Genomic DNA, 22,941 nt, shown 5'->3' with positions numbered 1-22,941 from the left:
ATGATTAGATCATAATAAATGGAGCTTTGATCAATGGATGAACACAACGGACTGGACTACATCCTTAGCCTGCATGGCACGCGGGTCAATCGTGAGGATGGCTATTGGTGGAAAATCGAGGCTTGGACGGTGACCCAAACGGCCTTTATCCCTCACGGCATCCGTTACAATTTGACCTTGCATGATAACCACAATACCCGGGTTTTTGGCATAGACAACGCGCATACCATTAAAACACCCCGCAAAGGTAAATTTTCGGGCCGCGTCGTTTACGATCACCAACATGACTCCCCGACGGACAAAGGCTCACCATACGAGTTTCATTCCGCCTATCAGTTGGTGGAAGATTTTTTACCCGGATAGACGAAGTCATACGCAAGAGAGAAAACCGAGGTTGATGATGAAAGCACTGATTGGCGTGATGCCTGAAGAACTGATTCGCAAGCGCACACTGGCGATCGCAAAAGGGGAATATCAGCCACAGGAACGTGAGCCCAAAGTGTGGTTTACGTCAATGATTGCGCTGGCCCAGGTGCTCAGCAACGAGAATATTGCCCTGCTGCGTCTGATCGACACTGCCCGCCCCGAGACCATCAGCCAGTTGGCCGAACTGTCGGGGCGCCAGGTCAGCAATCTGTCCACCACGCTGAAAACGCTGAGCGGGCACGGCCTGGTGGCACTGGAAAAACAGGGGCGTTCAGTGAAACCCCGAGCGCTGTTTACCGATTTCGAAATCATCGTGGATCAGAAGCTAAACGCCCGCTTTAGCGCCGCATGATCTTTAAAAAATATTAATAAGAGTTTGTCAGCAAGGCCGATTGTTAGGTGATTTTCAATCAGGAAAGATAGATCCCGTTGAAACTTACTAAAAAGAGGCCTTAACATGACAATTCCTGACTCCCCCCTGAAACGACAAAAGCTGGTGATCCTGGGCGGCACCAGCGGCATTGGCGCCGCGGTGGCCTACGCAGCGGCGGCGCGCGGCGCTGAAGTGGTGCTGGCTTCGCGCCGCCTTCCCCACGCCGGGGAGAAAAACGACGCGCTGCATCTGATGCAGGCCGATCTGACCGATGAAGCGTCGCTGCATGCGCTGTTTGCCGCCGTCGGCGCTTTCGACCATCTGGTGATCACCGCCGGGCCGCTGGTGCAGGCGAAACCGCTGGCGGAGACTGCTTTTGAGCAGGCGCAGGCCGACTTCAACGTCAAATTCTGGGGCAGCTTGCGCGCGGTGCAGGCCGCGCTGCCGACGCTGGCGCCGCAGGGCTCCATCACCCTGACCTCCGGCCAGCTGTCGCGCAAATATCTCGGTGGCCAGTTGGTCAAAACCGCCATCAACGCCGCGCTGGAGGCGGTCGGCAAACAATTGGCGAAGGAACTGGCGCCGCGGCGGGTGAACGTGGTCAGCCCCGGCATTACCGCCACCGAAGCCTACGACGGCATGAGCGCCGCGCAGCGTCAGGCGCTGTTCGAACGCGTGAGCGACAGCCTACCGGTCGGCCGGATCGGCCAGGCGGCCGACGTCGCGGCGGGTTACCTGCTGGCGATGGAGAACGGTTTCGTCACCGGCAGCGTGATCGATATCGACGGCGGCGGCCTGCTGTAACGACGGCTAGAGCGCCGTTACGCCCTGTGCGGCTGCCTGCTGCTCCAGCACGGTGATAATCTGGTAAGCCGAGCGCGGCACCAGGCTGAAATCGCCGATCAGCAGGCGGTCGCTGACCGCCTCATCCAGCATCGCTCGGGCGCCGGCGCGCAGGATGTCCACCTGTTCCGGCGGCGTGCCGGCTGCGGTGATCAGCGGCAAACCCGGCACCGCCGCCGTGCGGCCAATGATTTTCAGCCCCTCCAGCGCCTGCGGCTGCGCGCGGCGCAGCAGTTCCATGCTGATGGAATCGATGGCGGCGATATCCGCCTGCCCGCTGCGGATCAGTTTCAGCGACTGATAATGCGCCCCGGAGGCGATAGCCGCACCGAAGAATTTCCCGTCCTGCGCCAGCGGCGCGATTAGCGCGCGCAAGCCGTTGTAGCCGGACTGGGAATCGGTGCTGTTATACGCCACCGTCCGGCCGCGAAAATCCGCCAGCCGTTCGCCGGAGTCGCCCGCGCGCACCACCAGCCAGCTGCGGTAATTAGGCCCGTCGCACCCTTCCACCCGATAATGATAGGTTCCGATCAGCTGCACCTGCGGCAGGCTGCTGACCAACGGATAACCACAGGTTTGGCTGAGCAAGAGATCCTCGCGCCGCCAATGCTGCGCCAAATCGTCCGGCCAACTGAGCCGTTCCGGCGCCGCCGGCAGCCCCAGCCGCAGCAGCTTGCCGCGCAAGACCTGCCAGAAAGCGTCGGCCTGCTCCCGGCCAACGCCGTACATCGGTAGAGACACCTGCATCATTTCCCCCTTACCCCGCCGGAGTGGCCGCCAGCGTCTGCTGACGCCAGGCGGTGAGATAACGCACCCAACGTTCGAACAGCATATCGGTGATAATAGCCAACAACGCCACAACCGCCGCGCCCTGGATCACATAGGCGGTGTTAAACCCGGTTAGGCCGATGATGATCGGCGAACCGAGCGTTTTGGTACCGACGGTGGAAGCGATGGCCGCCGTGCCGATGTTGATGATCACCGACGTGCGGATCCCGGCGACAATCACCGGCGCCGCCAGCGGCAGTTCAACCCGCCACAGTATTTGCCAGGCGCTCATCCCCACGCCGCGGGCGATCTCGCGCGTGGCGGGCGGCACCGATTCGATGCCCGCCAGCGTGCCCTGCAGGATCGGTAGCAAGCCGTACAGCACCAGCGCGATGATCGCCGGCTGCTCGCTGAAGCCCATCACCGGCACCGCCACCGCCAACACCGCCACCGGCGGGAAGGTCTGCCCCACCGCCACCACCGTTTCCAGCAGCGAACGAAACTCCCGGCCGCCGCGTCGGGTCACGGCGACGCCCGCCGCCACGCCGAGAGCCACCGCAATCAGGCTGGAGATCGCCACCAGCGACAGGTGCGCCCCCACCAGCGCGATAAAGCTGTCCTGCTGATAAATGGGCCGGTCCAGATCGGGGAACCAGGCGGCAAACAGACCGCGCAGATGATCCATACCAAACACCAGCGCCAACAGCAGCGCCAGCGTCCAGGGCAGCGGATCGCGCAGCAGGCGCCAGAGACGCCCGCTCATGACAGCGCCTGCCCGGCGATCAGATCGTGGAAGTGCAGAACCCCCAACGCTTCGCCCCGTTCATCCACCACCGGCAGGCAGTCGCTGCCGCGCGCCACGAACACCGACAGCGCCTCGCGCAGGCTCATGGCAGCGGCGATCGGTTCGCCCCCGGCGACACCGGGCCGCACCCGCTCCGCCACCGTCCCCAGCGACAGCAGCTTGATGCCGCGATCGCTGCGCCCGAAGAAGTCACGCACGAAGTCGTTGGCCGGGGCGGTCAACAGCGTCAGCGGCGTGCCCTGTTGCACCACCCGCCCCTGATCGAGCAGCACCAGGCGATCCGCCAGGTTCAACGCCTCGTCGATGTCGTGCGTCACCAGCACAATGGTGCGGCCCGAGATCTGATGAATGCGGGCGATCTCCGCCTGCAGCGCCGCGCGGGTGACCGGATCCAACGCGCCGAACGGTTCGTCCATCAACAACACCTCGGGATCGGCGGCGAGCGCGCGCGCCACTCCGACCCGCTGCTGCTGCCCGCCGGAAAGCTGGTGCGGGTAGCGACGGCGAAACAGATCCGGTTCCAGGTGCAGCAGCTCCAGCAACTCGGTAACCCGATCGCGAATGCGCGCGCGCGGCCATTTCAGCAGCTGCGGCACGGTGCCGATGTTCTCCTCCACCGTCCAATGTGGAAACAGGCCGATCGATTGGATCGCATAGCCCATGCGCCGCCGCAGATCCTGCGGTTTAAACGACTGGATCTCTTCGCCGGCAAAGAGAATCTTGCCCCGATCGTGTTCGATCAGGCGGTTGATCATTTTTAACGTCGTGGACTTGCCGGAACCCGAGGTGCCGATCAACACGGTGAATTCGCCCTCGGCGATGTGCAGCGTGAGATCGTCCACCGCCGGCTTGCCCTGAAAAATTTTGCTGACTTGCTCAAAGTGAATCATCGGCGCGATACGTCCAGGATTGAAACCCAAAATTTAAACAGCGAATCGACGATGACCGCCATCATGACCACCGGGATCACCCCCAGCAGAACCAGATCCAGCGCGCTGCTGAGCAGCCCCTGAAACACGATGGCGCCAAAGCCGCCGGCGCCGATCAGCGCCGCCACCACCGCCATGCCGACGGTTTGCACCGCCAGGATTCGCACGCCGGTCAGGAACAGCGGCAACGCCAACGGCAGTTGCACGCGCAGGAAGATCTGCCCGCGCGTCAGCCCCATGCCGGTGGCGGATTCAATCACCCCGGCCGGCACGCTCTGCAGCCCCGCCACCACGCTGCGCACCAGCGGCAACAGCGCGTACAGCACCAGCGCCACGATCGCCGGCGCCATGCCGATGCCGCTGACGCCGTGTTCCGCCAGCCAGGGCACCGCCGCCGCCAGCCCCGCCAGCGGCGCGATCAGCAGGCCGAACAGCGCGATGGAAGGCACGGTCTGGATAATGTTCAGCGCGGAAAAGATCGGCCTCTGCCAGCGCTCGGAGCGAAAACACAGCACCCCGAGCGGCACGCCGATCGCCAGCGCCGGCGCCATCGTCGCCAGCAGAATGGTCAGGTGCTGCAGCAGCGCGGCGTCAAACACCTCCTGGCGATTGTGGTACTCCTTCAGCAGCGACAGCTGATCGAGCTGATGGCCGAACAGCAGCAGCGCCGGCGGCACCAGCACCAGCGCGTTGCCGAGCATTCGCCGCAGATGCGACGCGGTGAGACGCGTCATGGCGTCGGCGGCGATCAGCAGGCTCAGCGCCATCGTCAGCCAGGCACCGCTGCCCCAAGAGGTGCGCGCCAGGCGCGATCCCTCCTGCGCCAGGCGTTCGGCGGCCTGTCCGCCGATCCAAAAGACCAGCGTCAGCACCCCGCAGGCGGCCAGCGCCGTCAACAGCGCACGCCCCCGGGTCGGCGGCAACAGGCTGAGGATCGCCAACGCCGCCAGCGGCAACAGCAGCCACAGCGCCGGGCCGTGCAACAGGGAGAATAAGGACAGGCTTTTACCCGACAGCAGACGATTGGGGGCATAACTGAGGAACGGCAGGCCGAAGGCGGCCAGCAGCAACAGCATGAACAGCGTTAACAACACGCGATGTTTTACGGCAATAGTCAAAGAAACTCTCCGGCGCCATCGGTTTTCCCCCTCTCCCGTAGCAAGAGGGGGCACCTCGGCGTTATCCCTTAACAAATCCTTTCTCTTTCAGGTAAGCGGCCGCCACCTGTTTGGCGTCCTGGCCTTCCACTGCGATCTGCGCGTTGAGCTTTTGCAGCGTCGGCCCGTCCAGCGAGGCGAACACCGGCTTCAGCAGTTCAGGCAGATTGGCGTGCGCTTTCAGCGCCGCTTCGCGCACGATCGGCGCCGGCGCGTAGATGGGTTGTACGCCTTTCGGGTCCGCCAGCGTCTGCAACCCCAGCGCCGCCACCGGGCCATCGGTGCCGTAGGCCATCGCCGCGTTGACGCCGGAGGTCTGCTCCGCCGCCGCCTTGATGGTCACCGCCGTGTCGCCGCCGGCCAATGACAGCAGCTGATCCTGATTCAGCTTGAAACCGTAGGCGTTCTGGAACGCCGGCAGCGCATCCGGCCGCTCGATAAACTCCGCCGAGGCCGCCAGCTTGAACTTGCCCCCGCCGTTAATCCACTTGCCGAGATCCGCCAGCGTTTTGAGATGGTTGGCGTCCGCCACGTCCTGCCGAATGGCGATAGTCCAGGTATTGTTGGCCGGCGCCGCGTCCAACCAGACGATTTTGTTTTTGTCGTAGTCGAGCTGCTTCACCTTCTCGAAGCCAGCCTGGGCGTTCTTCCATGCCGGATCTTTCTCATCGGAGAAGAAAAACGCGCCGTTGCCGGTGTACTCCGGGTAAATGTCGATCTCGCCGGAGGTAATGGCGCCGCGCAGCACCTTGGTAGTGCCGAGCTGCAGTTTATTGGTGGTTTTGATGCCGTTGGCTTCCAGCACCTGCACGATGATGTTGCCGAGCAGCGAACCTTCGGTATCGATCTTGGAGCCGACGCGTACCGAGTCGGCCGCCTGCGCCAGGCCGCCGGTGGCCAGCAGAGCCAGCGCGATGGCAAAGGAACGTCCGCGTGATAAGGTGATTGCCATACTTTTCCTCTGGTTATATGTTTTCCGGCTCATGGGCCAGTTCGGTTGGAAAATCCTGAGAAACGCGCTTCCAGCGCGCAATAAAGTTTTTCTTCGGCCGGGCACCGCGTTCCTCCCGCCGTTCGCCGGCGCTCAGCGGATGCACGCCGACGTCGATCGGCGTCAGCGCGTAATCGCGCAGCCACTCGCCGTAGCCTTGCGCGACAAATCCCTGGCTGCGGCGCTGATACGCTTCGCGCTCCGCCAGGTAGACTTCGCGCAGGCCATACCAGGGCAGGCCGGGCAGATCGTGATGCACTAAATGGTAGTTCAGATTGAGAAACAACAGCCGCCACGGCCAGCCCGCCTCATTAATAATAGAACGTGCCTGCGGTGCGTCCACGGCGCGATGCTCAAAAAACGATCTCACCTTGGTCAGCGCCAGCGCCGGATAGCTGATGGCCAACAGGTAAAACGCCGTACCGATACCCTGCGCCTGCAGCCAGTGCAGCAGCGCCGCCAACAACGACAGGTGCACCAGCCACATCGCCCATACGCGCCATGCGCCACCGGCAAGCGCCTTCACCGCCGCGGCCAGGGTCGCGGCAATATCCAGCGCCGGGCCGAGGAGCACCCGGCCGATCAGCGTATTGCGCACCGCGGCCAGCAGCGGCAACAGGCGGGGATAACGCCGCCACTGCGCGGCGCTGAAGTAGTAGCTTTCGGGATCTTCGTGCGGATCGGTCAGGTGTTCATTGCGATGGTGGCGCAGATGCGAATCGCGATACAGCCCATAGGGATACCACACCGCCAGCGGCAACAGGCCGAACAGCTGATTGACGCGCGGCCGGCGCGTCGGATGGCCGTGGATCAGCTCATGCTGCAGCGACATATACCCGGTGGTCAGCAGGATCAGCAGCGGCGTGCCAAGCCACGGGCCCAGCGCCTGCCAATAATGCGCCACGCCAAACCAGCCACCGTACACCGCCGCCATGATCCCCCAGGTGGGCAGTTCCAGCCGCCAGTACCAACGCTGATAAAGCCGCCGGATCCGGTCGCGTTGTTCGGGGTGCAAATAGTGGGCGTGGGACATGCTGCGGCTCGCGGTTGGGGATTTCTCCCCAGTATCCGTGAGCCGCAGTGACGTTCAAAATAACGAAAATGGCAAAGCTAAGTGAAAATTCAGCGGGTTGCGTACGCGTCAAAGCGAAAAAACGGGCCGCGCAGGCGGTGATATCAGTCAGTTAAACCTGACTGGCATTTTTTATCCCATCTTTGTGTGTTTTGTGTAGCCTGAATTGCCGTAAATGTCCCGCATTTATTTGCGGCCAATATGAACGGCAATTGGAGGGGCCGAAGGCGCGGCCCCTCCACCCGCGCCCTTGCTTAACACCGTCTGTCCGCTGTGCGGAAATTACTCGGCCCACCCTTGGCCTCGCCCCTTCGGGGCCGCTGCAAGCAGCGTTCAAATCTGCTCCCGGCAGATTTGTCCTCGCCGCGTCTGCATTGTCGGGCGGGTCGGCTGCGACAAACGTCCCTGTTAGTCTCGCCTCAACCGGCCTTCCCTGGCCGGTTGCCCCTGACTATGCCGTCTTGCTCGGCAGCCGGTGATGCGCGCCTAAGGTCAACACCCGAGCTGGCAGCTACCGGGCAACCTGTCCCTTATGAGGTTATGACAGAGAAGAGAAATCGGAGATGAGCACGGTATTGGACGCCCTTGAAGACGCCGAACGCAGGCATAGCGCATTAGGAGAAACCGCCATGGACGGCGGTTTCAGGTGAGACAGGCAGGGACGCCTGTCGCAACCGGCCTCAATGCGCTATGGCGGAGAGAGGCAGTTGGCAAAGCCAACCGTCTGACAGGGCAAAGGCGCGGGTTGCCAGGGGCCGCGCCTTCGGCCCCTGGCTCGGTCGAGGCGCAGGAGCCTCATGATGCACCTCTCATTTATCGACCGAAAACGTCACGAGTACTTCAAAAAACGCTAACTGACAAGCATTAGCCGCGCAGGCAGCCCGTCGGTCACATCCCTTTAGGGAACGAAATCGAGCACCACGGCGTTGAACAACGCGTATTCAGTGGCGCTGGCCATCGGCGGAAACTGCGCGCGCTGCACCGCCTCGTTGGCCGCCGCGCACAGCGGCGCATCGCCTCTTACGATCTTGCTGCTCGCCAGTTTCCCGTCCGGCCGCAGACGGATGCTGATGGTGCAGCGTTGGCCGCGCGCATGCTCCGGCAAACGCAGCTCGCGGCTCACCGCGTTATGCACCCGCACCGGATAGCTGAGCGGCGCCGCAACCGGCGCCTCGGCCTGCGGCGACGGCAAGGGGGTGCCGGCCTGACGCCCGGCGCCCGCGCCGCAGCCGCTCAACAGTAACAGCGCCAACAGGCTTAGTGTCTTTTTCATTCCCTATGTCCTTATTGGGGATTAATCTTTATCGAGCGCCCTTACTGCGCCGCTGGGTAAGCCTCACCGTCATCCGCGTAACGCTGCAGCCGCTCGCGCCACCACTTGGCCGCCAGGCCGCTGGCGCTTTCCCGCCAGCCGAAGTAGGCGATGTCGCTGCAACGTTCCGATTCGACGCGTTTCGCCACCAGTTCGCCGCTGTTCAGGTAAGGTTCCGCCAAGGCGCGCGGCAGATAGCCGCAGCCCAGCCCGGCCAACTGCGCCTGCAGCTTGGCGTCGAAGCCGAAGACCGTCAGCGTGTCTTGCTCTTCCAGCAGGTTCAGGCTCTGCGGCGCGTTGACGCGCGAGGTATCGCGCACCACCACCGCCCGGTGCTGACGGATCTCATCCTTCGGCAACGGTTCCGGCAGCGCGGCCAGCGGATGCTGCGGCGCGACGGCGAACACGTAATCCAGCTGCCCCAGGCGGCTGAACGCATAGCCCACCCGCGACGGCGGCTCGCAGATGGCGCCGATGATAATGTCGGCGCAGCCGTAAACCAGCGACTCCCAGGAGCCGGCCAGCACCTCGTGGCTGAAGCGCAGCCGGGTATGGTGATGCTGCCGGTAGAACTCTTCTATCAGCGGCAACAAACGGGCAAACGGGAAGGAGGCGTCGATCCCGAGCGTGATCTCGCTTTCCCAGCCGTTTTCGACATAGCGCGCCTGCTGTTCCAGATCCTGCGCCGCGCGCAGCAGCACCCGCCCTTTTTCCAGCATCAGCTTGCCGGTATCGGTGAACTTCGCCCGATGGCCGGAGCGATCGAGCAGGGTGATGTCGAGATCGTTCTCGAGCTTTTGCACCATATAGCTCAGTGCCGAAGGGGTTTTAAACAGTGCGGCGGCCGCGGCGGCGAAAGATCCGTGCCGGTCCAGCGCATCCAAAATCAGCAGCGCTTCCAGGTTTAATCTCATGTTTTCTCCCGTGTATAAAAAAACTCAACAAGTCGGCAAAAATTCTGCGGTATCTTTGAAATCGCCCTCTGCCTACCATGGGTTTTATCGGCGTTACACTCATCAGATGTTCAACCGAAATATCACTGGGAAGGTAAATTATGTCCAAGTTTCAACTGCTTGATAAAGACAACTCCGCACTGATTTTTATCGATCATCAACCGCAAATGGCCTTCGGCGTGGCTAATATTGATCGTCAGCAACTGAAAAACAACGTTGTTGGTTTGGCGAAGGCAGGCAAGATTTTCAACGTTCCTACCCTTTTCACCTCGGTCGAAACCGAAAGCTTCAGCGGCTATATCTGGCCGGAGCTGCTGGCGGTACACCCTGAAATCACCCCGATTGAACGCACCTCGATGAACTCCTGGGAAGACGCGGCCTTCGTCAAAGCCGTGGAAGCCACCGGCCGCAAAAAGCTGGTGATCTCCGCGCTGTGGACCGAAGTGTGCCTGACCTTCCCGGCGCTGATGGCGCTGGAAGCCGGCTATGAAGTGTATGTGGTGACCGACACCTCCGGCGGCACCTCCGTCGATGCGCACGAGCGCTCGATCGATCGCATGGTGCAGGCCGGCGCCGTACCGGTGACCTGGCAGCAGGTGCTGCTGGAGTACCAACGCGACTGGGCGCGCAAAGACACCTACGACGCGGTGATGGCGCTGGTGCGCGAACACAGCGGCGCGTACGGCATGGGCGTCGACTACGCTTACACCATGGTGCACCACGCACCGGCCCGCACGGTGAAATAATTCCCCCTGCCCCGGCCCCGCGCCGGGGTATTTTCAGGAGTCGGTTTTATGGCCCATCCGCAGCATGTCACGCTGGTGATCACCCACCGTTTGGCGCCGGGGAACGAGCAGGCCTATGAGGCCTGGCTGAACCGCATCATGCCGGACGCCGCGGGCTTCACCGGCCATCTGGGCGTCAACATCATCCGCCCATCCGACAGCGAACAGGCCTATACGGTGCTGGTCCGCTTCGACAATGTCGATAATCTCTACCGCTGGCTCAACTCGCCGCTGCGCAAGCAATACATCGAAGAAGTCACTCCGCTGTTGCTGGAGAATGACCATATCGAGATCCGCCCCGGCGCGGAGTTCTGGTTTACCCCGCCCAACCCCGGCGTGCGCCAACCGCCCCAGTGGAAGCAGTTCATCATCACCCTGCTGGTGATCTTCCCTTCCACCAATCTGGTGCCCTGGTTTTGGGGGCTGGCGCTGCCGCAGTTGAACGGCACGCTGCTCGGCCATTTTCTCAATGACGCCACCGTGGTCGCCCTGGTGGTGTACCTGTGGATGCCCATCGTGACTCGCGTTTTTCATCAATGGCTGATCCGCCGCTAGGCGGTTCGCCGGGAGAATGTTATGAACCACCACGCTTCATTGATCCTCACCAACGGCAAATTTCACACCGTTGACCGCCAAAACCTCACCGCGCAGGCGGTCGCCATTCGCGACGGCAAGTTTCTGGCGGTCGGCAGCGAAGGCGAAGTCATGCAACACGCCGGGCCGGAAACCCAGGTGATCGATCTGCACGGCCACACCGCCATTCCGGGCCTGAACGACTCGCACCTGCACCTGATCCGCGGCGGCCTGAACTACAACCTGGAGCTGCGCTGGGAAGGCGTGCCTTCGCTGGCCGACGCGCTGCGCATGTTGAAAGAGCAGGCGCTGCGCACGCCGAGCCCGCAATGGGTGCGGGTGGTCGGCGGCTGGACCGAGTTCCAGTTTGCCGAACGCCGCATGCCGACGCTGGACGAAATCAACCAGGCGGCGCCGGACACGCCGGTATTTATTCTGCATTTATACGATCGCGCGTTGCTCAACCGCGCGGCGCTGAAAGTGGTCGGCTACACCAAAGACACGCCGAACCCGCCGGGCGGCGAGATCCAGCGCGACGCCAACGGCAACCCGACCGGCATGCTGATCGCCAAACCCAACGCCATGATCCTGTACGCCACGCTGGCGAAAGGGCCGAAGCTGCCGTTGGAACAGCAGGTCAACTCCACCCGCCAGTTTATGCGTGAGCTGAACCGCCTCGGCCTCACCAGCGCCATCGACGCCGGCGGCGGTTTCCAGAACTACCCGGAGGATTATCAGGTGATCGCCGAGCTGCACGAGAAAAAGCAGCTGACCATCCGCATCGCCTATAACCTGTTCACCCAGCGGCCGAAGCAGGAACTGGAAGACTTCGAGCTGTGGACCGACATGCTCAAACCGGGCCAGGGCACCGACTTCTATCGCCACAACGGCGCCGGCGAGATGCTGGTGTTTTCCGCCGCCGACTTCGAAGACTTCCTGCAGCCGCGCCCGGATCTGCCGCCGGGCACCGAAGACGAGCTGGAGCGAGTGGTGCGCCATCTGGTTGAGCACCGCTGGCCGTTCCGCCTGCACGCCACCTATGACGAATCCATCAGCCGCATGCTGGACGTGTTCGAGAAGGTGAACCGCGATATTCCGTTCAACGGCCTGCACTGGCTGTTCGACCACGCCGAAACCATTACCGAACGCAATATCGAGCGCGTCAAGGCGCTGGGCGGCGGCATTGCGGTCCAGCACCGCATGGCGTTCCAGGGGGAATATTTCGCCGACCGCTACGGCATCGAAGCCACCAAACATACGCCGCCGGTAGCGAAAATGTTGGCGGCCGAGCTGCCGGTCGGGCTGGGCACCGACGCCACCCGCGTCGCCAGCTACAACCCGTGGACGGCGCTGTACTGGCTGGTCTCCGGCCGCACCGTCGGCGGCATGGCGATGTACGACGACAGCGCCCGGCTGGATCGCGAAACGGCGCTGATGCTGTGGACCCAGGGCAGCGCCTGGTTCTCCACCGAACAGGGCAAGAAAGGCCAGATCAAGGTCGGCCAACTGGCGGATTTGGCGGTGCTGTCGCAGGACTACTTCAGCGTGCCGGAAGAGCAGATCAAAGGCATCGAGTCGGTAATGACGGTGGTGGACGGCAAGGTGGTCTACGCCGCCGGCAGCTTCTCGCCGCTGGCGCCGCCGCCGCTGCCGGTGCTGCCGGAGTGGTCGCCGGTCACCCAGGTGCCGGGCCATTACCGCTCCGCGCCGCCGTCGGCGGCGGCCCGCGTCGGGGTAGTGAGCCAGGCGCACCAATGCTGCGGCCCGTGCGGCGTGCACGCGCACCAGCATGACATCGCGCGCCGCTCCAGCATCCCGGTGTCGGACGAGAATGCCTTCTGGGGCGCGTTCGGCTGTTCGTGTTTCTCGTTCTAAGTTATCAAGCCAGTAACTTATTATAAAATTAATTTAATAAGCTATTAAGCTAACAACATAATAAATTAATGGCGCTGTCCGCGGAGAGCGCCATTTCCTTTTCAATCGCGGTTGATCTCCAGCCAGCGCCGCTGCTCGGCGGAGGCGGCTATCGCGTCCAGCACGCACGACACCTTCCAGCCCTCTTCAAAGTCCGGCCACATGCGATCGCCCGCGGCGATGCCGTTGACCAGATCGCGGATCTCCACCGTCTTCTGATCGTTAAAACCAATGCCGTGCCCAGCGCTGATGCAAAACGCCGCATAGTCCGGGTGCTTCGGCCCCACCAGCAACGTCTTGAACCCCTGCCGCTCCGCCGGTTCATCGTGCCGATACAGCTTCAGTTCGGCCATCCGTTCCTGGGTATAACTCAGCGTGCCTTTGGTGCCGGTAACCACATAGGTCAGCCCCATCTTGCGCCCGCAGGCGATGCGCGACGTTTCGATAGTGCCCATCGCCCCGCCGGCGAAACGCAGCAGCGCACTGGCCTGATCTTCGTTTTCCACCGGATGCATACGCGACGGGTCTTGCGGATCCGGCCGCTGTTTGATCACGGTCTGCATATCGCCAGAGACCGCCACGATATCGCCCACCAGGTAGTGCGCCATATTGACGATGTGCGCCGCCAGATCCCCCAACGCGCCCAGCCCGGCGCTGGCGCGGCGGCAGTGCCAGTCGATCGGCGTGCGCGGGTCGGCCAGGTAATCCTCATTGTGGGTGCCGTAAAAATGCACCACCTCGCCGATTTCGCCGTTGGCGATGATCTCGCGCGCCAGCTGGCTGGTGGGGTTTTTCATGTAGTTGAAACCGACCAGCGTTTTCACCCCCTTGGCGCGGGCGGCCTGCACCATCTCCGCCGCGTCGGCGGCGTCCAGCGCCAGCGGTTTTTCCGAATACACGTGCTTGCCGTGGCGGATCGCCGCCAGCGCCATCTCTTTGTGCAAGAAGTTGGGGGCGCAGATGTCCACCACGTCGATCGCCGGATCGGCCACCAGCTGCCGCCAGTCGCCGGTCGAACGCGCAAAGCCGAACTCGGCCGCGCGCTGCGCCGCCAGCTCGGGCGTCACCTCCGCCAGCATCTCCAGCACCAGATCCCCTTTAAGGGGAAATACCGTGGGGGCCTGCGCATAAGCGATAGCGTGACAACGCCCGATATAGCCGGTGCCGATTAACCCAACGCGTACCTGTTTCATCATCCTCTCCCGTGACCGAAATCTTGCCTGAAACCCGGCGCCCTGAGTGAAACGCGCCAGCTGATAACGGTTTTATATGGAATATAAATTTCAATAACAAGCGCACGGAAAAAGAAAGTTCGGATTCGTGATGTCGTTCATGAAACGTTGACAGGATGATGCAAAAAGGAAAATCCGAACGCGGCGTTGCCGTATCCGGATAAGGTAAAATGAATCATTTATTTCATATTACGGTAAACCGTTGGCACCGTGCTGAACGTAGCCAGGGCGTTGCAGCAGGCGCTGCTGATAGGCCGCCAGCGCCGCATACTCCGGCCGCTCGAACGGCGTCATCAGCCAGCGATTGAACGACAGCCCCAGCACTACGTCCGCCAGCGTGAAGGCGGCGCCGGCGGCGTAAGGGCCGTGCTGCGCCAAATGCGCATCCAGCAAGCCCATCAGCCGATTCCACTCGCGCTCGGCGGCGGCCAGGCTGGCGGCATCCTGGTAATCCGCATGCCCGCGCACGCGCGACATGAACACATAGCGCCAGGCGCCGTTCAGATCGGTGGCCTGCCAGTCCATCCACATCTCCACCGCCGCGCGCGCGCCGGGTTCCTGCGGCAGCAGATCGCGGCGCCCTTCCCGCCCCGCCAGATAGCGGCAAATGGTGTTCGATTCCCACAGCACCCGTGCGCCGTCGATCAGCACCGGCACCAGGCCGTTGGGATTGAGCGCCAAAAACTCGGGTTCCTGCGTGGAGCGAAAGCCGCTGCCCCAGTCTTCCCGTTCCAGCGTCAGCCCCAGCTCATGGCTGGTCCACAGCACCTTGCGCACGTTGATCGATGAGGCTTTGCCCAATAATTTCAGCATCCGCTTTCCTTATTCTCTCCAGAACGGTTTATACCCTTCCCGCCAGGCATCCGCCCGCGTCAGGCCGATATCCGCCAGTTGCCTGTCGTTCAGCAGCAGTAACTCTCTGCGCGTTCTGCGACGCAACAAATACCAACGCCAGCGTGACCAGCCTACCCGTCGCCACGTCGTCATGCCATCAAACAGAGCCATCTTATATTCCCCCTGATGTTTTCGCCTTGTTGTGATGATGCGCGCCGGGCAAAAAACAATACAGATGCACGTTAGCGTTATTTTTTTCATACAGCTGCATACCAAAATGCGCTGAATGGTTTACTTTTGAGGCATCTGTACCGGTTTTTCGGTTACTTTTCCTGATGAGGGATATCTGTATGACACGCTACGCCACGCTGGCCGCCATTCTCAGCCAACGCATTCAGCAAGGGCTGTATCCGGTCGGCCACCGCTTGCCTTCGGTGCGCGCGCTGAGCCTGGAACACGGCGTCAGCATCAGCACGGTGCAACAAGCCTACCGCCTGCTGGAAGAACGGCGCCTGGTGGAAGCGCGACCGAAATCGGGCTACTTCGTGCATGCGCAGCGCACGCAGGCCGAGCTGCCCGCCATGACGGCGCCGACGCAGCGGCCGGTGGACATTTCGCAATGGGAACAGGTGCTGGAACTGGTGCGCACCCGGCCGCGCGAGGGCCTGATCCAACTGGGGCGCGGCATGCCGGACATCGCCGAGCCGACGATGAAACCGCTGATCGTCGCCCTGCGCAACGCCGCCCGTCACGGCGACTTGCGCAGCCTGTATTACGACAGCATCCAGGGCGTGACCGCGCTGCGCGAACAGGTCGCTCGCCTGCTGCTGGATTCCGGCTGCCAAATCGGCGCCGATCAGTTGCTGATCACCACCGGCTGTCAGGAAGCGATCTCCGCCGGGCTGCGCGCCGTTTGCCAACCCGGCGACATCGTGGCGGTCGATTCCCCCTGTTTCCACGGCACCATGCAAACGCTGAAGGGATTGGGCATCAAAGCGCTGGAAATCCCCACCGATCCGCTGACCGGCGTGAGCCTGGCGGCACTGGAGATGGCGCTGGAACAGTGGCCGGTCAAGGCCGTCCTGCTGACGCCCAACTGCAACAACCCGCTGGGCTACATCATGCCCGACGCCCATAAACAGCGGCTGCTGACGCTGGCGCAGCGCCACGACGCGGCGATCATCGAGGATGACGTTTACGGCGACATCGCCTATCACTACCCGCGGCCGCGCACCATCAAATCGTTCGACGAAGATGGCCGCGTGCTGCTGTGCAGCTCGTTTTCCAAAACGTTGGCGCCGGGGCTGCGCGTGGGCTGGATCGCGCCCGGCCGCTATCTGGAGCGGGTGCTGCACATGAAGTTCATCGGCTCCGGCGCCACCGCCACGCAGCCGCAGCTGGCGATCGCCGACTTCATCCGCGGCGGGCACTATCTGAAGCACCTGCGGCGCATGCGCGCCCGCTACCAGCAAAACCGCGACCGCATGACCGATCTGATCCTGAAATACTTCCCGGCCGGCACCCGCGTCAGCCGGCCGCGCGGCGGTTTTATGCTGTGGATCGAACTGGACGAGGCGTTCGACACCCTGCGGCTGAACCGCCATCTTGAACAGCAAGGCGTGCAAATCGCCGTCGGCAGCATTTTTTCCGCCGCCGGCAAGTATCGCAACTGTCTGCGCATCAACTATGCGCCGACGCTGACGACGGAGATCGAACAGGCGGTACAACGGGTCGGCGCCACCATCCAGGCGCTGATGCCGAGCAACAGTTTGGCGCAATCGGATTAAATCTTGACGCGATCGGATTATCGGCGCACGGACAGGCTGTTTTAGAGTAATGCCTTCTCTTACCACTGGCAGGCAACAACCATGAGCAGCGATCAAATTCCGGTTTCCAATGCGTTGGCGGTGCGCCTCGCGGCGCAAGGCGTCGATCTCGAACGGGTCGGTCAGTTGGCCGGCTTGCCCGCCGGGCTGCTCAGCGAGCGGCGCGTAAAAGTGCGGTTGACCACCCACCAGTTCTTCGCCGTCTGGCGCGCCCTCGCCCAACTGAGCGACGATCCCGCCTTTGGTCTGCGGCTGGGCGGCGACGTCGCGCCGGAGCATTACGATATCGCGTCAGTCGCCGCACTGCACTCCGCCACGATGGGCGAGGCCCTGCGTAAAGTCGCGCGCTACAAACGGTTGGTGTGCCCGGAAGAACTGATGCTGGAGGAAGATGGCGACAGCGTTCGGCTGCATACGCGTTGGACGATGATTGAGGACCATACGCCGGAATTGCTGATAGACACCATGTTCGCCTCTATCACCACCCTGTGCCGCCGTGGCACCGGTTTACCGCTGCAGCCCAAGGCGCTTGAAGTGACCCGCCGTCGCGATCCCCACTCACCGCTGCTGCGCCACTTCGGCTGCCCGGTGCGATTCGACGCGCCGCTGGACGTGCTGGTATTTGACCGTGCGCTGATGCAGCAGCCGCTTATCACCCACGACCAGGACATGCTGGCGCTGCTGCTGCCGGAGCTGGAGGCCGAGTTGGCCGAAGCGCGCGCCGAGCAAGACTTGCCCACACAGGTGATGACGATCCTCGGCCGCAGCATGCGCGGCCAGCGCCCCAGCGTCAACAGCGTGGCCGCGGAGCTCTATCTCAGCCCACGCACGCTGCAGCGCCGTCTGCAACGGCACGGCTACAGCTACCAGCAGTTGTTGGACAAAACCCGCCACCGCACCGCCTGCCGCTTGTTGGCGGAGACCGATCTTGAGCCAGGGGAAATCGCCTTTGTGCTGGGATTCGAAGAGCTGAATTCGTTCAGCCGCGCCTTTATTCAGTGGGAAGCGCTGACGCCCAGCCGCTGGCGCATGCAGCGCACCGCCGGCCAGTGGGAGAACAGAGCATGAAAGTGATTATCTTCGGCGCCAGCGGCATGGTGGGCCAGGGCGCGTTGCGGGAATGCCTGCGCGATCCGCGCGTCAGCGAGGTGCTCAGCATCGGCCGTCGTCCGGTGGCGCAGAGCCACGCCAAGCTGCGCCAGCTCTCCCTGCCCGATCTGCGTGATCTGTCGGCGCTGGAGCCGCAGCTCGCCGGCTATGACGCCTGTTTCTTCTGCCTGGGGATTTCGTCCGCCGGCCTGAGCGAAGCCGAATATCGCGCGGTGACTTACGATCTGACGCTGGCCGCCGCCCGCCCGCTGGCGAGGCTGAATCCGACGATGGTCTTCCTCTACGTTTCCGGCGTCGGCACCGACAGCAGCGAACGCGGCCGCAGCATGTGGGCCAGGGTCAAGGGCGCCACCGAAAACGCGCTGCTGGCGCTGCCGTTCCACGCGGTGATGTTCCGCCCCGGCGCCATTGTGCCGCTGCACGGCATTCGCTCCAAAGTCCGCACATACGATCTGATTTATCGGCTGTTCAAGCCGCTGTGGCTCGGCGCATTGCGACTGTTTCCCGCGCAGGTGAGCAGCACCGAACGAATCGGGCTGGCGATGCTGGCGGTGGCGCGCCGGGAAACGGCCTTGCGCATCCTGGAGCCGCCGCAGATCAATCAACTGGCGACGCGCTGAAATACCGTCATCAACCGCGCCGCCGCCAATACTCCGCCACCCGGCGGCGCAGATGCTCGATGCCCTGCGGATGCTCAATAAACTGCGCCACCGGCATCATCCGCCAGCGCTGGCCTTCGTCGCCGAAGCGAATGGCGGCGATCTGCGCCGGGGCGATCTCGCCGGCCATAAACCAGGTCGGCGGGGAGCCGGGCAAAATGCCGGCGTAGCGCCGCCGCCAGACAACCTGGTGTTCGGCGATCGCCACGCCGAACTCTTCCCGCGTTTCCCGCTGCACACACTGCAGCGGCGTTTCGCCGTTTTCCCGCCCGCCGCCGGGCAGATCCCACTGACCGGGCCACGGAATGCCCGGCTTGTCGTCCCGTTGGTAAACCAGCAAGAGACCGTCGCACAGCAGCGCGATCTTGGCCCCGCCAAACGCCTCGTCCGTCATGATTTCTCCGCTCCCGGCCCCATCGCTTTTGACTGAACATCATACTTCATCCCCGCGCGGCCTGGTGTATAGTGAAAATCCGTTTTCACAACAGGCGAACAATGACGATGAACTCTCCGTTTCTGGTGACTCCCCAATGGCTTGCGCAACATATCAACGATGAAAATCTGGTGGTGATCGACGTTCGGATGTCGCCGGTCGGGCTGACGCCGAAAAAAGACATGCTTGCCGAGTTCGAACGCGGCCATATCCCCGGCGCGGTCTATTTTGATATCGACGACGTGGCGGACAAAAACACCGCGCTGCCGCACATGTTGCCGACGGCGGCGGAATTCGCCGCGGCGGCGGGCCAATTGGGCATCAGCGAGCGCGATACCCTGGTGATTTACGATGAGGGCAACCAGTTCTCCGCACCGCGCGGCTGGTGGACTTTCCGCAATTTCGGCGCCGAGCGCGTTTATGTGCTGGATGAAGGGCTGAACGGCTGGACCGCGCTGGGGCAAGCGTTGGAAACCGGCCCGGCGCAGCCTGCCCCGCAGACGTTCAACGCCCGGTTCAACGCCGACGCGGTGGTGGATATGCGGCAAGTGGAGCAAGCGTTAGGCACGCCGGTGCAAATTCTCGACGCGCGCGCCGCGCCGCGCTTTTATGCCGAAGCGCCAGAGCCGCGCCCCGGGCTGCATCGCGGCCATATTCCCGGCAGCATCAACATTCCGTACGGCGAGCTGCTGGAAAACGGCCGCTTCAAATCATTGGAGGCGCTGCGCCAAACCTTCAGCGACAAGGGGGTGGACATCAACGGCCCAATCATCACCAGCTGCGGCTCCGGCGTGACGGCGGCGGTGCTGGCGTTTGGCCTGCTGTCGCTCGGCGCGCCGCAGGTCAAGCTGTATGACGGCGCCTGGAGCGAATGGGGCCAGCTGAGTGGCAAGCAGCCTATCGCCCAAGATTAAGTTTCGATCCGCTCGACCACGATCTGCGCCAGCCGCTGCACGGCGGCCGAAGGCTGATCCTCGGCGCGGTGCAGCACCACGCCGAGTTGGCCGAGAGCGGGCAGCAGATCGGGGGCCAGCGGCGACAGGCCGGGCGGCAAGCCCGCCGCCGTGCGCACCGTAACGCCCAACCCGGCGCTCACCGCCGCCCACACGCCGTTCAGGCTGCGGCTGCTAAAGGCGATGCGCCAGGGTATGCCGGCGCGATCCAGCGCCTGCGTCGCCGCGCTGCGCATCAGACAGGGTGCGTCGAACATCACCAACGGCAGCGGCTCATCCCCTTCTCGCCAGGGCGCCAGCGCGAAGCCGGGCGACGCGATCCAGTGCAACTGCCGCTGCCCCAGCGCCTGATGAAACGGCGTGCTCAGACCGCCATCCCACGCCAGCGACAGATCCAGCTGGCCTTTCAGCACCCAGTCGATCAGCTCGGCATTACGCGCGATGCGCGCCTCGATCCTCACCTTTGGATTGGCGCGCGCGAAGCTGCCCAACACCTGCGGCAGAAACGTCTCGCCGAAATCCTCCTGCAGCCCCAACCGCACCGTGCCCTGCAGATCCAGCCCACGCACCGCGGCGGCGGCTTCGTCATTAAGCTCCAGCAGACGGCGCGCGTAGCCAAGCAGAGTTTCCCCCGTCTCGGTCATCACCATGCCGCGCCCGGCCTTGCGCAGGATCGGCGCGCCAACCTGCTGTTCCAGTTTTTTCAGGTGGGCGCTGACCGCCGACGTCGAACGCCCCAGCCGTTCAGCCGCCTTGGCGAAGCTGCCCAGCTCGACGCCGGTGACGAAGCTGCGCAAATCCTCGAGATCGAACGTTATCCGCCCCATGCTGACCATCCTGATTTTCTGAACCATCAATCAAAATAATACCGATTTTACTGATAAAGATGGCGTGTCACGCGCTCCGGGTCAATGTCTTTCCGGAGAATCCTTATACTCGCGATGCAATACCGTTTTACCCTGCCCGCCGGTTCCGCCCCTCTGTCCGCTCCCTTTGACCACACTGCGCTGCGGGTTGACAGCTCAATGTGATATTGATAATCATTATCAATATTGCATATTCATTTGCGGCTCGCGGGATGCGGGTCGCTCTCCGGGGTCAACCGTCATGTCGTCATCACCAATCACACCTTACGCCACCACCTGCTGCATCGTGGGAGGCGGCCCCGCCGGGCTGATGCTCGGCTATCTGCTGGCGCGGGCGGGGATCGACGTGACGGTGCTGGAGAAGCACGCCGATTTCCTGCGCGATTTTCGCGGTGACACCATTCACCCGTCGACGCTGGAAGTCATGCATCAACTGGGCCTGCTCGACGAGCTGCTGACGCTGCCGCATCAGCGCGCGGAATCTCTGCACGCCGAAGTCGCCGGACGCGACATCAAGCTGGCGGATTTCACCCGCCTGCCGACGCGCTGCAAATTTATCGCCTTTATGCCGCAGTGGGAGTTCCTCAACTTTTTGGCCCAGCAGGCCGCCGCCTTCCCCAACTTCAGGCTGCTGACCTCAACGCAGGTTCACCAGCTGCTGTACGACCGCGGCCAGGTGTGCGGCGTGCTGGCCGACACGCCAGAAGGCCCGATCCGCGTGCGCAGCCAGTTGGTGGTCGGCACCGACGGCCGCAACTCGGTGGTGCGCGAACAGGCGGCGCTCAGCAGCCGATCCTTCGGCGCGCCGCGCGACGTATTGTGGATGAAGCTCAGCAAGCAGCCGGGCGATCCGGCCTGGTCGATGGGCCACACCGGGCCGAAACAGAACTTCATCATGATCGATCGCGGCGACTACTGGCAGTGCGGTTACTCTATCGACAAAGGCAGCTTCGATGCGATCCGCCGCAGCGGGCTGGAGAAATTTTTGCTGCACCTCGCCGAGGTGGCGCCGTTCCAGGACGATCGCCTGCAGGAGATCGTCGAGTGGGATCAGGTCAAACTGCTGAGCATTCGCATCGATCGTCTGGATCGCTGGGCCAAACCGGGAGTGCTGTGCATCGGCGACGCCGCGCACGCCATGTCGCCGATCGGCGGCGTGGGCGTCAACCTGGCGATTCAGGACGCGGTGGCCGCCGCCAACGCCCTGATCCCGCCGCTGCGCCAGCATCGGCTGCAGCTGAAGCATCTGCTGAGCGTGCAGCGCCGGCGCGAATTCCCCACTCGCGCCATCCAGTTTTTGCAGATCAAAATGAGCCAGCGCAAGCCGGGCGAACGCCGCGCGGCGGGCGGCTCGCGCTTGATCGCCCGCGTCGGCAACAGCCGCTGGCTGCCGCGCCTGTTCGGCCGCATCATCGGCCTGGGTTTTCGCCGTGAAACACCGCGGCATCTGTCCAACGAAACCTGCCCGCCGGAATAGCATTGGTGATTTTTTCATCGCGCCGTATAATGGTTAAATCGAACGATTTAATTAACTGGAGCGATTAAATGTACGCACTCACCGCGAACGAGGCCAAAACCCAATTCGGCGATTTGCTGCTCAAGGCGCAGCGTGAACCGGTGCAAATCAATCGCAACGGCAAACCGGTCGCCGTCGTCATGTCTGTAGAAGATTACCAGGCGCTGGAAGATCTCAAATTAAGCGCACTGCAGCAAAAAATCGCGCAGGCTACCGCCGAGGAAGACGCCGGTAAGGCGGTAGACGGCGATGCCTTCTTCAACCGTCTGCTCACCGATGAAACAGACTGAGATACCCGCGTTTCGCCTCACCCCGCAGGCCCAACAAGATCTGCTGGCTATTCGTCATTTCACCATCGAGCACTGGGGCCAAGCGCAATCTCGCCGCTATCTTGAGCAGTTGAGAGAGGTCATGCATCATTTGGCAGATATGCCGGAAGCGGGTAAAGCTCACTTCCACGATCTGGGCGAAGAGATACGCAGTTTTCCTTACGCCAGCCATAGGATCTACTACCGCAACCGCCCTGCCGGCATCACCGTTCTCGCCATTCTGCATCAGGCGATGGTGCCTCACCGCCATCTGGAACAACGGCTGTAATTTTTCTTACTCAA

At 62.8% G+C, this 22,941-nt stretch carries 26 protein-coding genes; 13 read left to right on the top strand and 13 right to left on the bottom strand.

Annotated features, from left to right (window positions below):
* The first annotated feature begins 33 nt into the window (after nt 1–33).
* The 3 genes from EDY99_RS04030 (at nt 34) to EDY99_RS04020 (ending at nt 1,603) form a co-directional block, all read left to right on the top strand.
* Complete coding sequence (locus tag EDY99_RS04030) at nt 34–363, top strand: DUF6516 family protein (RefSeq protein ID WP_046686656.1); 330 nt, start codon at nt 34–36, stop codon at nt 361–363.
* 34 nt (nt 364–397) lie between these two features.
* Nucleotides 398–778: a MarR family transcriptional regulator gene (locus tag EDY99_RS04025; RefSeq protein WP_004939357.1), complete on the top strand. Its 381-nt coding sequence runs from the start codon at nt 398–400 to the stop codon at nt 776–778.
* A gap of 105 nt (nt 779–883) precedes the next feature.
* A complete protein-coding gene (locus EDY99_RS04020; RefSeq protein WP_046686655.1) occupies nt 884–1,603 on the top strand; it encodes an SDR family oxidoreductase in 720 nt (239 codons plus the stop codon).
* A 6-nt stretch (nt 1,604–1,609) separates the two neighbouring features.
* Here EDY99_RS04020 and EDY99_RS04015 read toward each other — a convergent pair whose 3' ends face one another.
* The 8 genes from EDY99_RS04015 to EDY99_RS03980 all read right to left on the bottom strand — a co-directional run bounded on the left by EDY99_RS04015 (nt 1,610) and on the right by EDY99_RS03980 (nt 9,590).
* Nucleotides 1,610–2,371, bottom strand: coding sequence for a phosphate/phosphite/phosphonate ABC transporter substrate-binding protein (locus EDY99_RS04015; protein ID WP_080273377.1), 762 nt, complete (start codon nt 2,369–2,371; stop codon nt 1,610–1,612).
* A gap of 28 nt (nt 2,372–2,399) precedes the next feature.
* Nucleotides 2,400–3,173 (bottom strand): ABC transporter permease, encoded by a 774-nt coding sequence (locus tag EDY99_RS04010; protein ID WP_046896907.1) that lies wholly within the window; start codon nt 3,171–3,173, stop codon nt 2,400–2,402.
* On the bottom strand, nt 3,170–4,105 hold the full coding sequence (locus tag EDY99_RS04005; RefSeq protein ID WP_123061479.1) for an ABC transporter ATP-binding protein: 936 nt from the start codon (nt 4,103–4,105) through the stop codon (nt 3,170–3,172). The genes EDY99_RS04010 and EDY99_RS04005 overlap by 4 nt, the downstream gene beginning before the upstream one ends.
* A complete protein-coding gene (locus EDY99_RS04000) occupies nt 4,102–5,262 on the bottom strand; it encodes an ABC transporter permease (protein WP_101453372.1) in 1,161 nt (386 codons plus the stop codon). The genes EDY99_RS04005 and EDY99_RS04000 overlap by 4 nt, the downstream gene beginning before the upstream one ends.
* A gap of 61 nt (nt 5,263–5,323) precedes the next feature.
* Nucleotides 5,324–6,253: an ABC transporter substrate-binding protein gene (locus EDY99_RS03995; RefSeq protein WP_033650522.1), complete on the bottom strand. Its 930-nt coding sequence runs from the start codon at nt 6,251–6,253 to the stop codon at nt 5,324–5,326.
* A 13-nt stretch (nt 6,254–6,266) separates the two neighbouring features.
* Nucleotides 6,267–7,325: a fatty acid desaturase gene (locus EDY99_RS03990; RefSeq protein ID WP_117187672.1), complete on the bottom strand. Its 1,059-nt coding sequence runs from the start codon at nt 7,323–7,325 to the stop codon at nt 6,267–6,269.
* A gap of 937 nt (nt 7,326–8,262) precedes the next feature.
* On the bottom strand, nt 8,263–8,637 hold the full coding sequence (locus tag EDY99_RS03985; protein WP_123061478.1) for a cell envelope integrity TolA C-terminal domain-containing protein: 375 nt from the start codon (nt 8,635–8,637) through the stop codon (nt 8,263–8,265).
* 41 nt (nt 8,638–8,678) lie between these two features.
* The gene (locus EDY99_RS03980; protein ID WP_042783950.1) at nt 8,679–9,590 is read right to left on the bottom strand and encodes a LysR substrate-binding domain-containing protein; all 912 of its coding nucleotides are present in this window, start codon (nt 9,588–9,590) and stop codon (nt 8,679–8,681) included.
* Between the two features lie 140 nt (nt 9,591–9,730).
* On the opposite strand from EDY99_RS03980, the gene EDY99_RS03975 reads away from it, so the two are divergent.
* From EDY99_RS03975 to EDY99_RS03965, 3 genes are read left to right on the top strand one after another with little or no spacing between them, the layout of a single operon-like run.
* On the top strand, nt 9,731–10,375 hold the full coding sequence (locus EDY99_RS03975) for a hydrolase (protein ID WP_004939390.1): 645 nt from the start codon (nt 9,731–9,733) through the stop codon (nt 10,373–10,375).
* Between the two features lie 48 nt (nt 10,376–10,423).
* Nucleotides 10,424–10,969: an antibiotic biosynthesis monooxygenase gene (locus tag EDY99_RS03970; protein WP_033642349.1), complete on the top strand. Its 546-nt coding sequence runs from the start codon at nt 10,424–10,426 to the stop codon at nt 10,967–10,969.
* A gap of 21 nt (nt 10,970–10,990) precedes the next feature.
* Complete coding sequence (locus tag EDY99_RS03965) at nt 10,991–12,862, top strand: amidohydrolase (protein ID WP_033642348.1); 1,872 nt, start codon at nt 10,991–10,993, stop codon at nt 12,860–12,862.
* A gap of 101 nt (nt 12,863–12,963) precedes the next feature.
* On the opposite strand, the gene EDY99_RS03960 is transcribed toward EDY99_RS03965, so the two are convergent.
* The 3 genes from EDY99_RS03960 to EDY99_RS03950 form a co-directional block, all read right to left on the bottom strand.
* Nucleotides 12,964–14,094, bottom strand: a complete 1,131-nt coding sequence (locus EDY99_RS03960; RefSeq protein ID WP_033642347.1) for a Gfo/Idh/MocA family protein — start codon at nt 14,092–14,094, stop codon at nt 12,964–12,966.
* Nucleotides 14,095–14,322: 228 nt separating this feature from the next.
* Nucleotides 14,323–14,946: a glutathione S-transferase family protein gene (locus EDY99_RS03955; RefSeq protein WP_123061477.1), complete on the bottom strand. Its 624-nt coding sequence runs from the start codon at nt 14,944–14,946 to the stop codon at nt 14,323–14,325.
* 9 nt (nt 14,947–14,955) lie between these two features.
* Nucleotides 14,956–15,138 (bottom strand): DUF1127 domain-containing protein, encoded by a 183-nt coding sequence (locus tag EDY99_RS03950; RefSeq protein ID WP_123061476.1) that lies wholly within the window; start codon nt 15,136–15,138, stop codon nt 14,956–14,958.
* Between the two features lie 179 nt (nt 15,139–15,317).
* Between EDY99_RS03950 and EDY99_RS03945 the strand changes: the two genes are divergently transcribed.
* The 3 genes from EDY99_RS03945 (at nt 15,318) to EDY99_RS03935 (ending at nt 18,523) form a co-directional block, all read left to right on the top strand.
* Nucleotides 15,318–16,754, top strand: a complete 1,437-nt coding sequence (locus tag EDY99_RS03945; protein WP_089194428.1) for a PLP-dependent aminotransferase family protein — start codon at nt 15,318–15,320, stop codon at nt 16,752–16,754.
* An 81-nt stretch (nt 16,755–16,835) separates the two neighbouring features.
* The gene (locus EDY99_RS03940) at nt 16,836–17,861 is read left to right on the top strand and encodes an AraC family transcriptional regulator (protein WP_033642344.1); all 1,026 of its coding nucleotides are present in this window, start codon (nt 16,836–16,838) and stop codon (nt 17,859–17,861) included.
* On the top strand, nt 17,858–18,523 hold the full coding sequence (locus EDY99_RS03935; RefSeq protein WP_046686650.1) for an epimerase: 666 nt from the start codon (nt 17,858–17,860) through the stop codon (nt 18,521–18,523). Before EDY99_RS03940 ends, EDY99_RS03935 begins: the two co-directional genes overlap by 4 nt.
* Nucleotides 18,524–18,533: 10 nt before the next feature.
* Here EDY99_RS03935 and EDY99_RS03930 read toward each other — a convergent pair whose 3' ends face one another.
* Nucleotides 18,534–18,956, bottom strand: coding sequence for an NUDIX hydrolase (locus EDY99_RS03930; RefSeq protein ID WP_033642342.1), 423 nt, complete (start codon nt 18,954–18,956; stop codon nt 18,534–18,536).
* 107 nt (nt 18,957–19,063) lie between these two features.
* Between EDY99_RS03930 and sseA the strand changes: the two genes are divergently transcribed.
* The gene (gene sseA, locus EDY99_RS03925; protein ID WP_033652690.1) at nt 19,064–19,909 is read left to right on the top strand and encodes a 3-mercaptopyruvate sulfurtransferase; all 846 of its coding nucleotides are present in this window, start codon (nt 19,064–19,066) and stop codon (nt 19,907–19,909) included.
* Here sseA and EDY99_RS03920 read toward each other — a convergent pair.
* Nucleotides 19,906–20,775 carry a LysR substrate-binding domain-containing protein gene (locus tag EDY99_RS03920; protein ID WP_033642340.1) on the bottom strand — a complete coding sequence of 290 codons (870 nt, stop codon included), beginning with the start codon at nt 20,773–20,775 and terminating at the stop codon, nt 19,906–19,908. The two genes, sseA and EDY99_RS03920, sit on opposite strands and share 4 nt — an antisense overlap.
* Before the next feature lie 280 nt (nt 20,776–21,055).
* On the opposite strand from EDY99_RS03920, the gene EDY99_RS03915 reads away from it, so the two are divergent.
* From EDY99_RS03915 to EDY99_RS03905, 3 genes are all read left to right on the top strand, one after another.
* On the top strand, nt 21,056–22,291 hold the full coding sequence (locus EDY99_RS03915; protein WP_033652678.1) for an FAD-dependent oxidoreductase: 1,236 nt from the start codon (nt 21,056–21,058) through the stop codon (nt 22,289–22,291).
* Nucleotides 22,292–22,359: 68 nt separating this feature from the next.
* Entirely contained in the window at nt 22,360–22,620 is a 261-nt protein-coding gene (locus tag EDY99_RS03910) for a type II toxin-antitoxin system Phd/YefM family antitoxin (RefSeq protein ID WP_016928576.1), read from the top strand.
* Entirely contained in the window at nt 22,580–22,927 is a 348-nt protein-coding gene (locus tag EDY99_RS03905) for a type II toxin-antitoxin system RelE/ParE family toxin (RefSeq protein WP_080273376.1), read from the top strand. Before EDY99_RS03910 ends, EDY99_RS03905 begins: the two co-directional genes overlap by 41 nt.
* Nucleotides 22,928–22,941 lie beyond the last annotated feature (14 nt).

This window comes from Serratia sp. LS-1, assembly GCF_003719595.1.
Classification (GTDB): domain Bacteria; phylum Pseudomonadota; class Gammaproteobacteria; order Enterobacterales; family Enterobacteriaceae; genus Serratia; species Serratia ureilytica.
The sequence above is the reverse complement of the archived record's forward strand: the minus strand, read 5'-3'. Positions and strand labels throughout refer to the sequence as shown.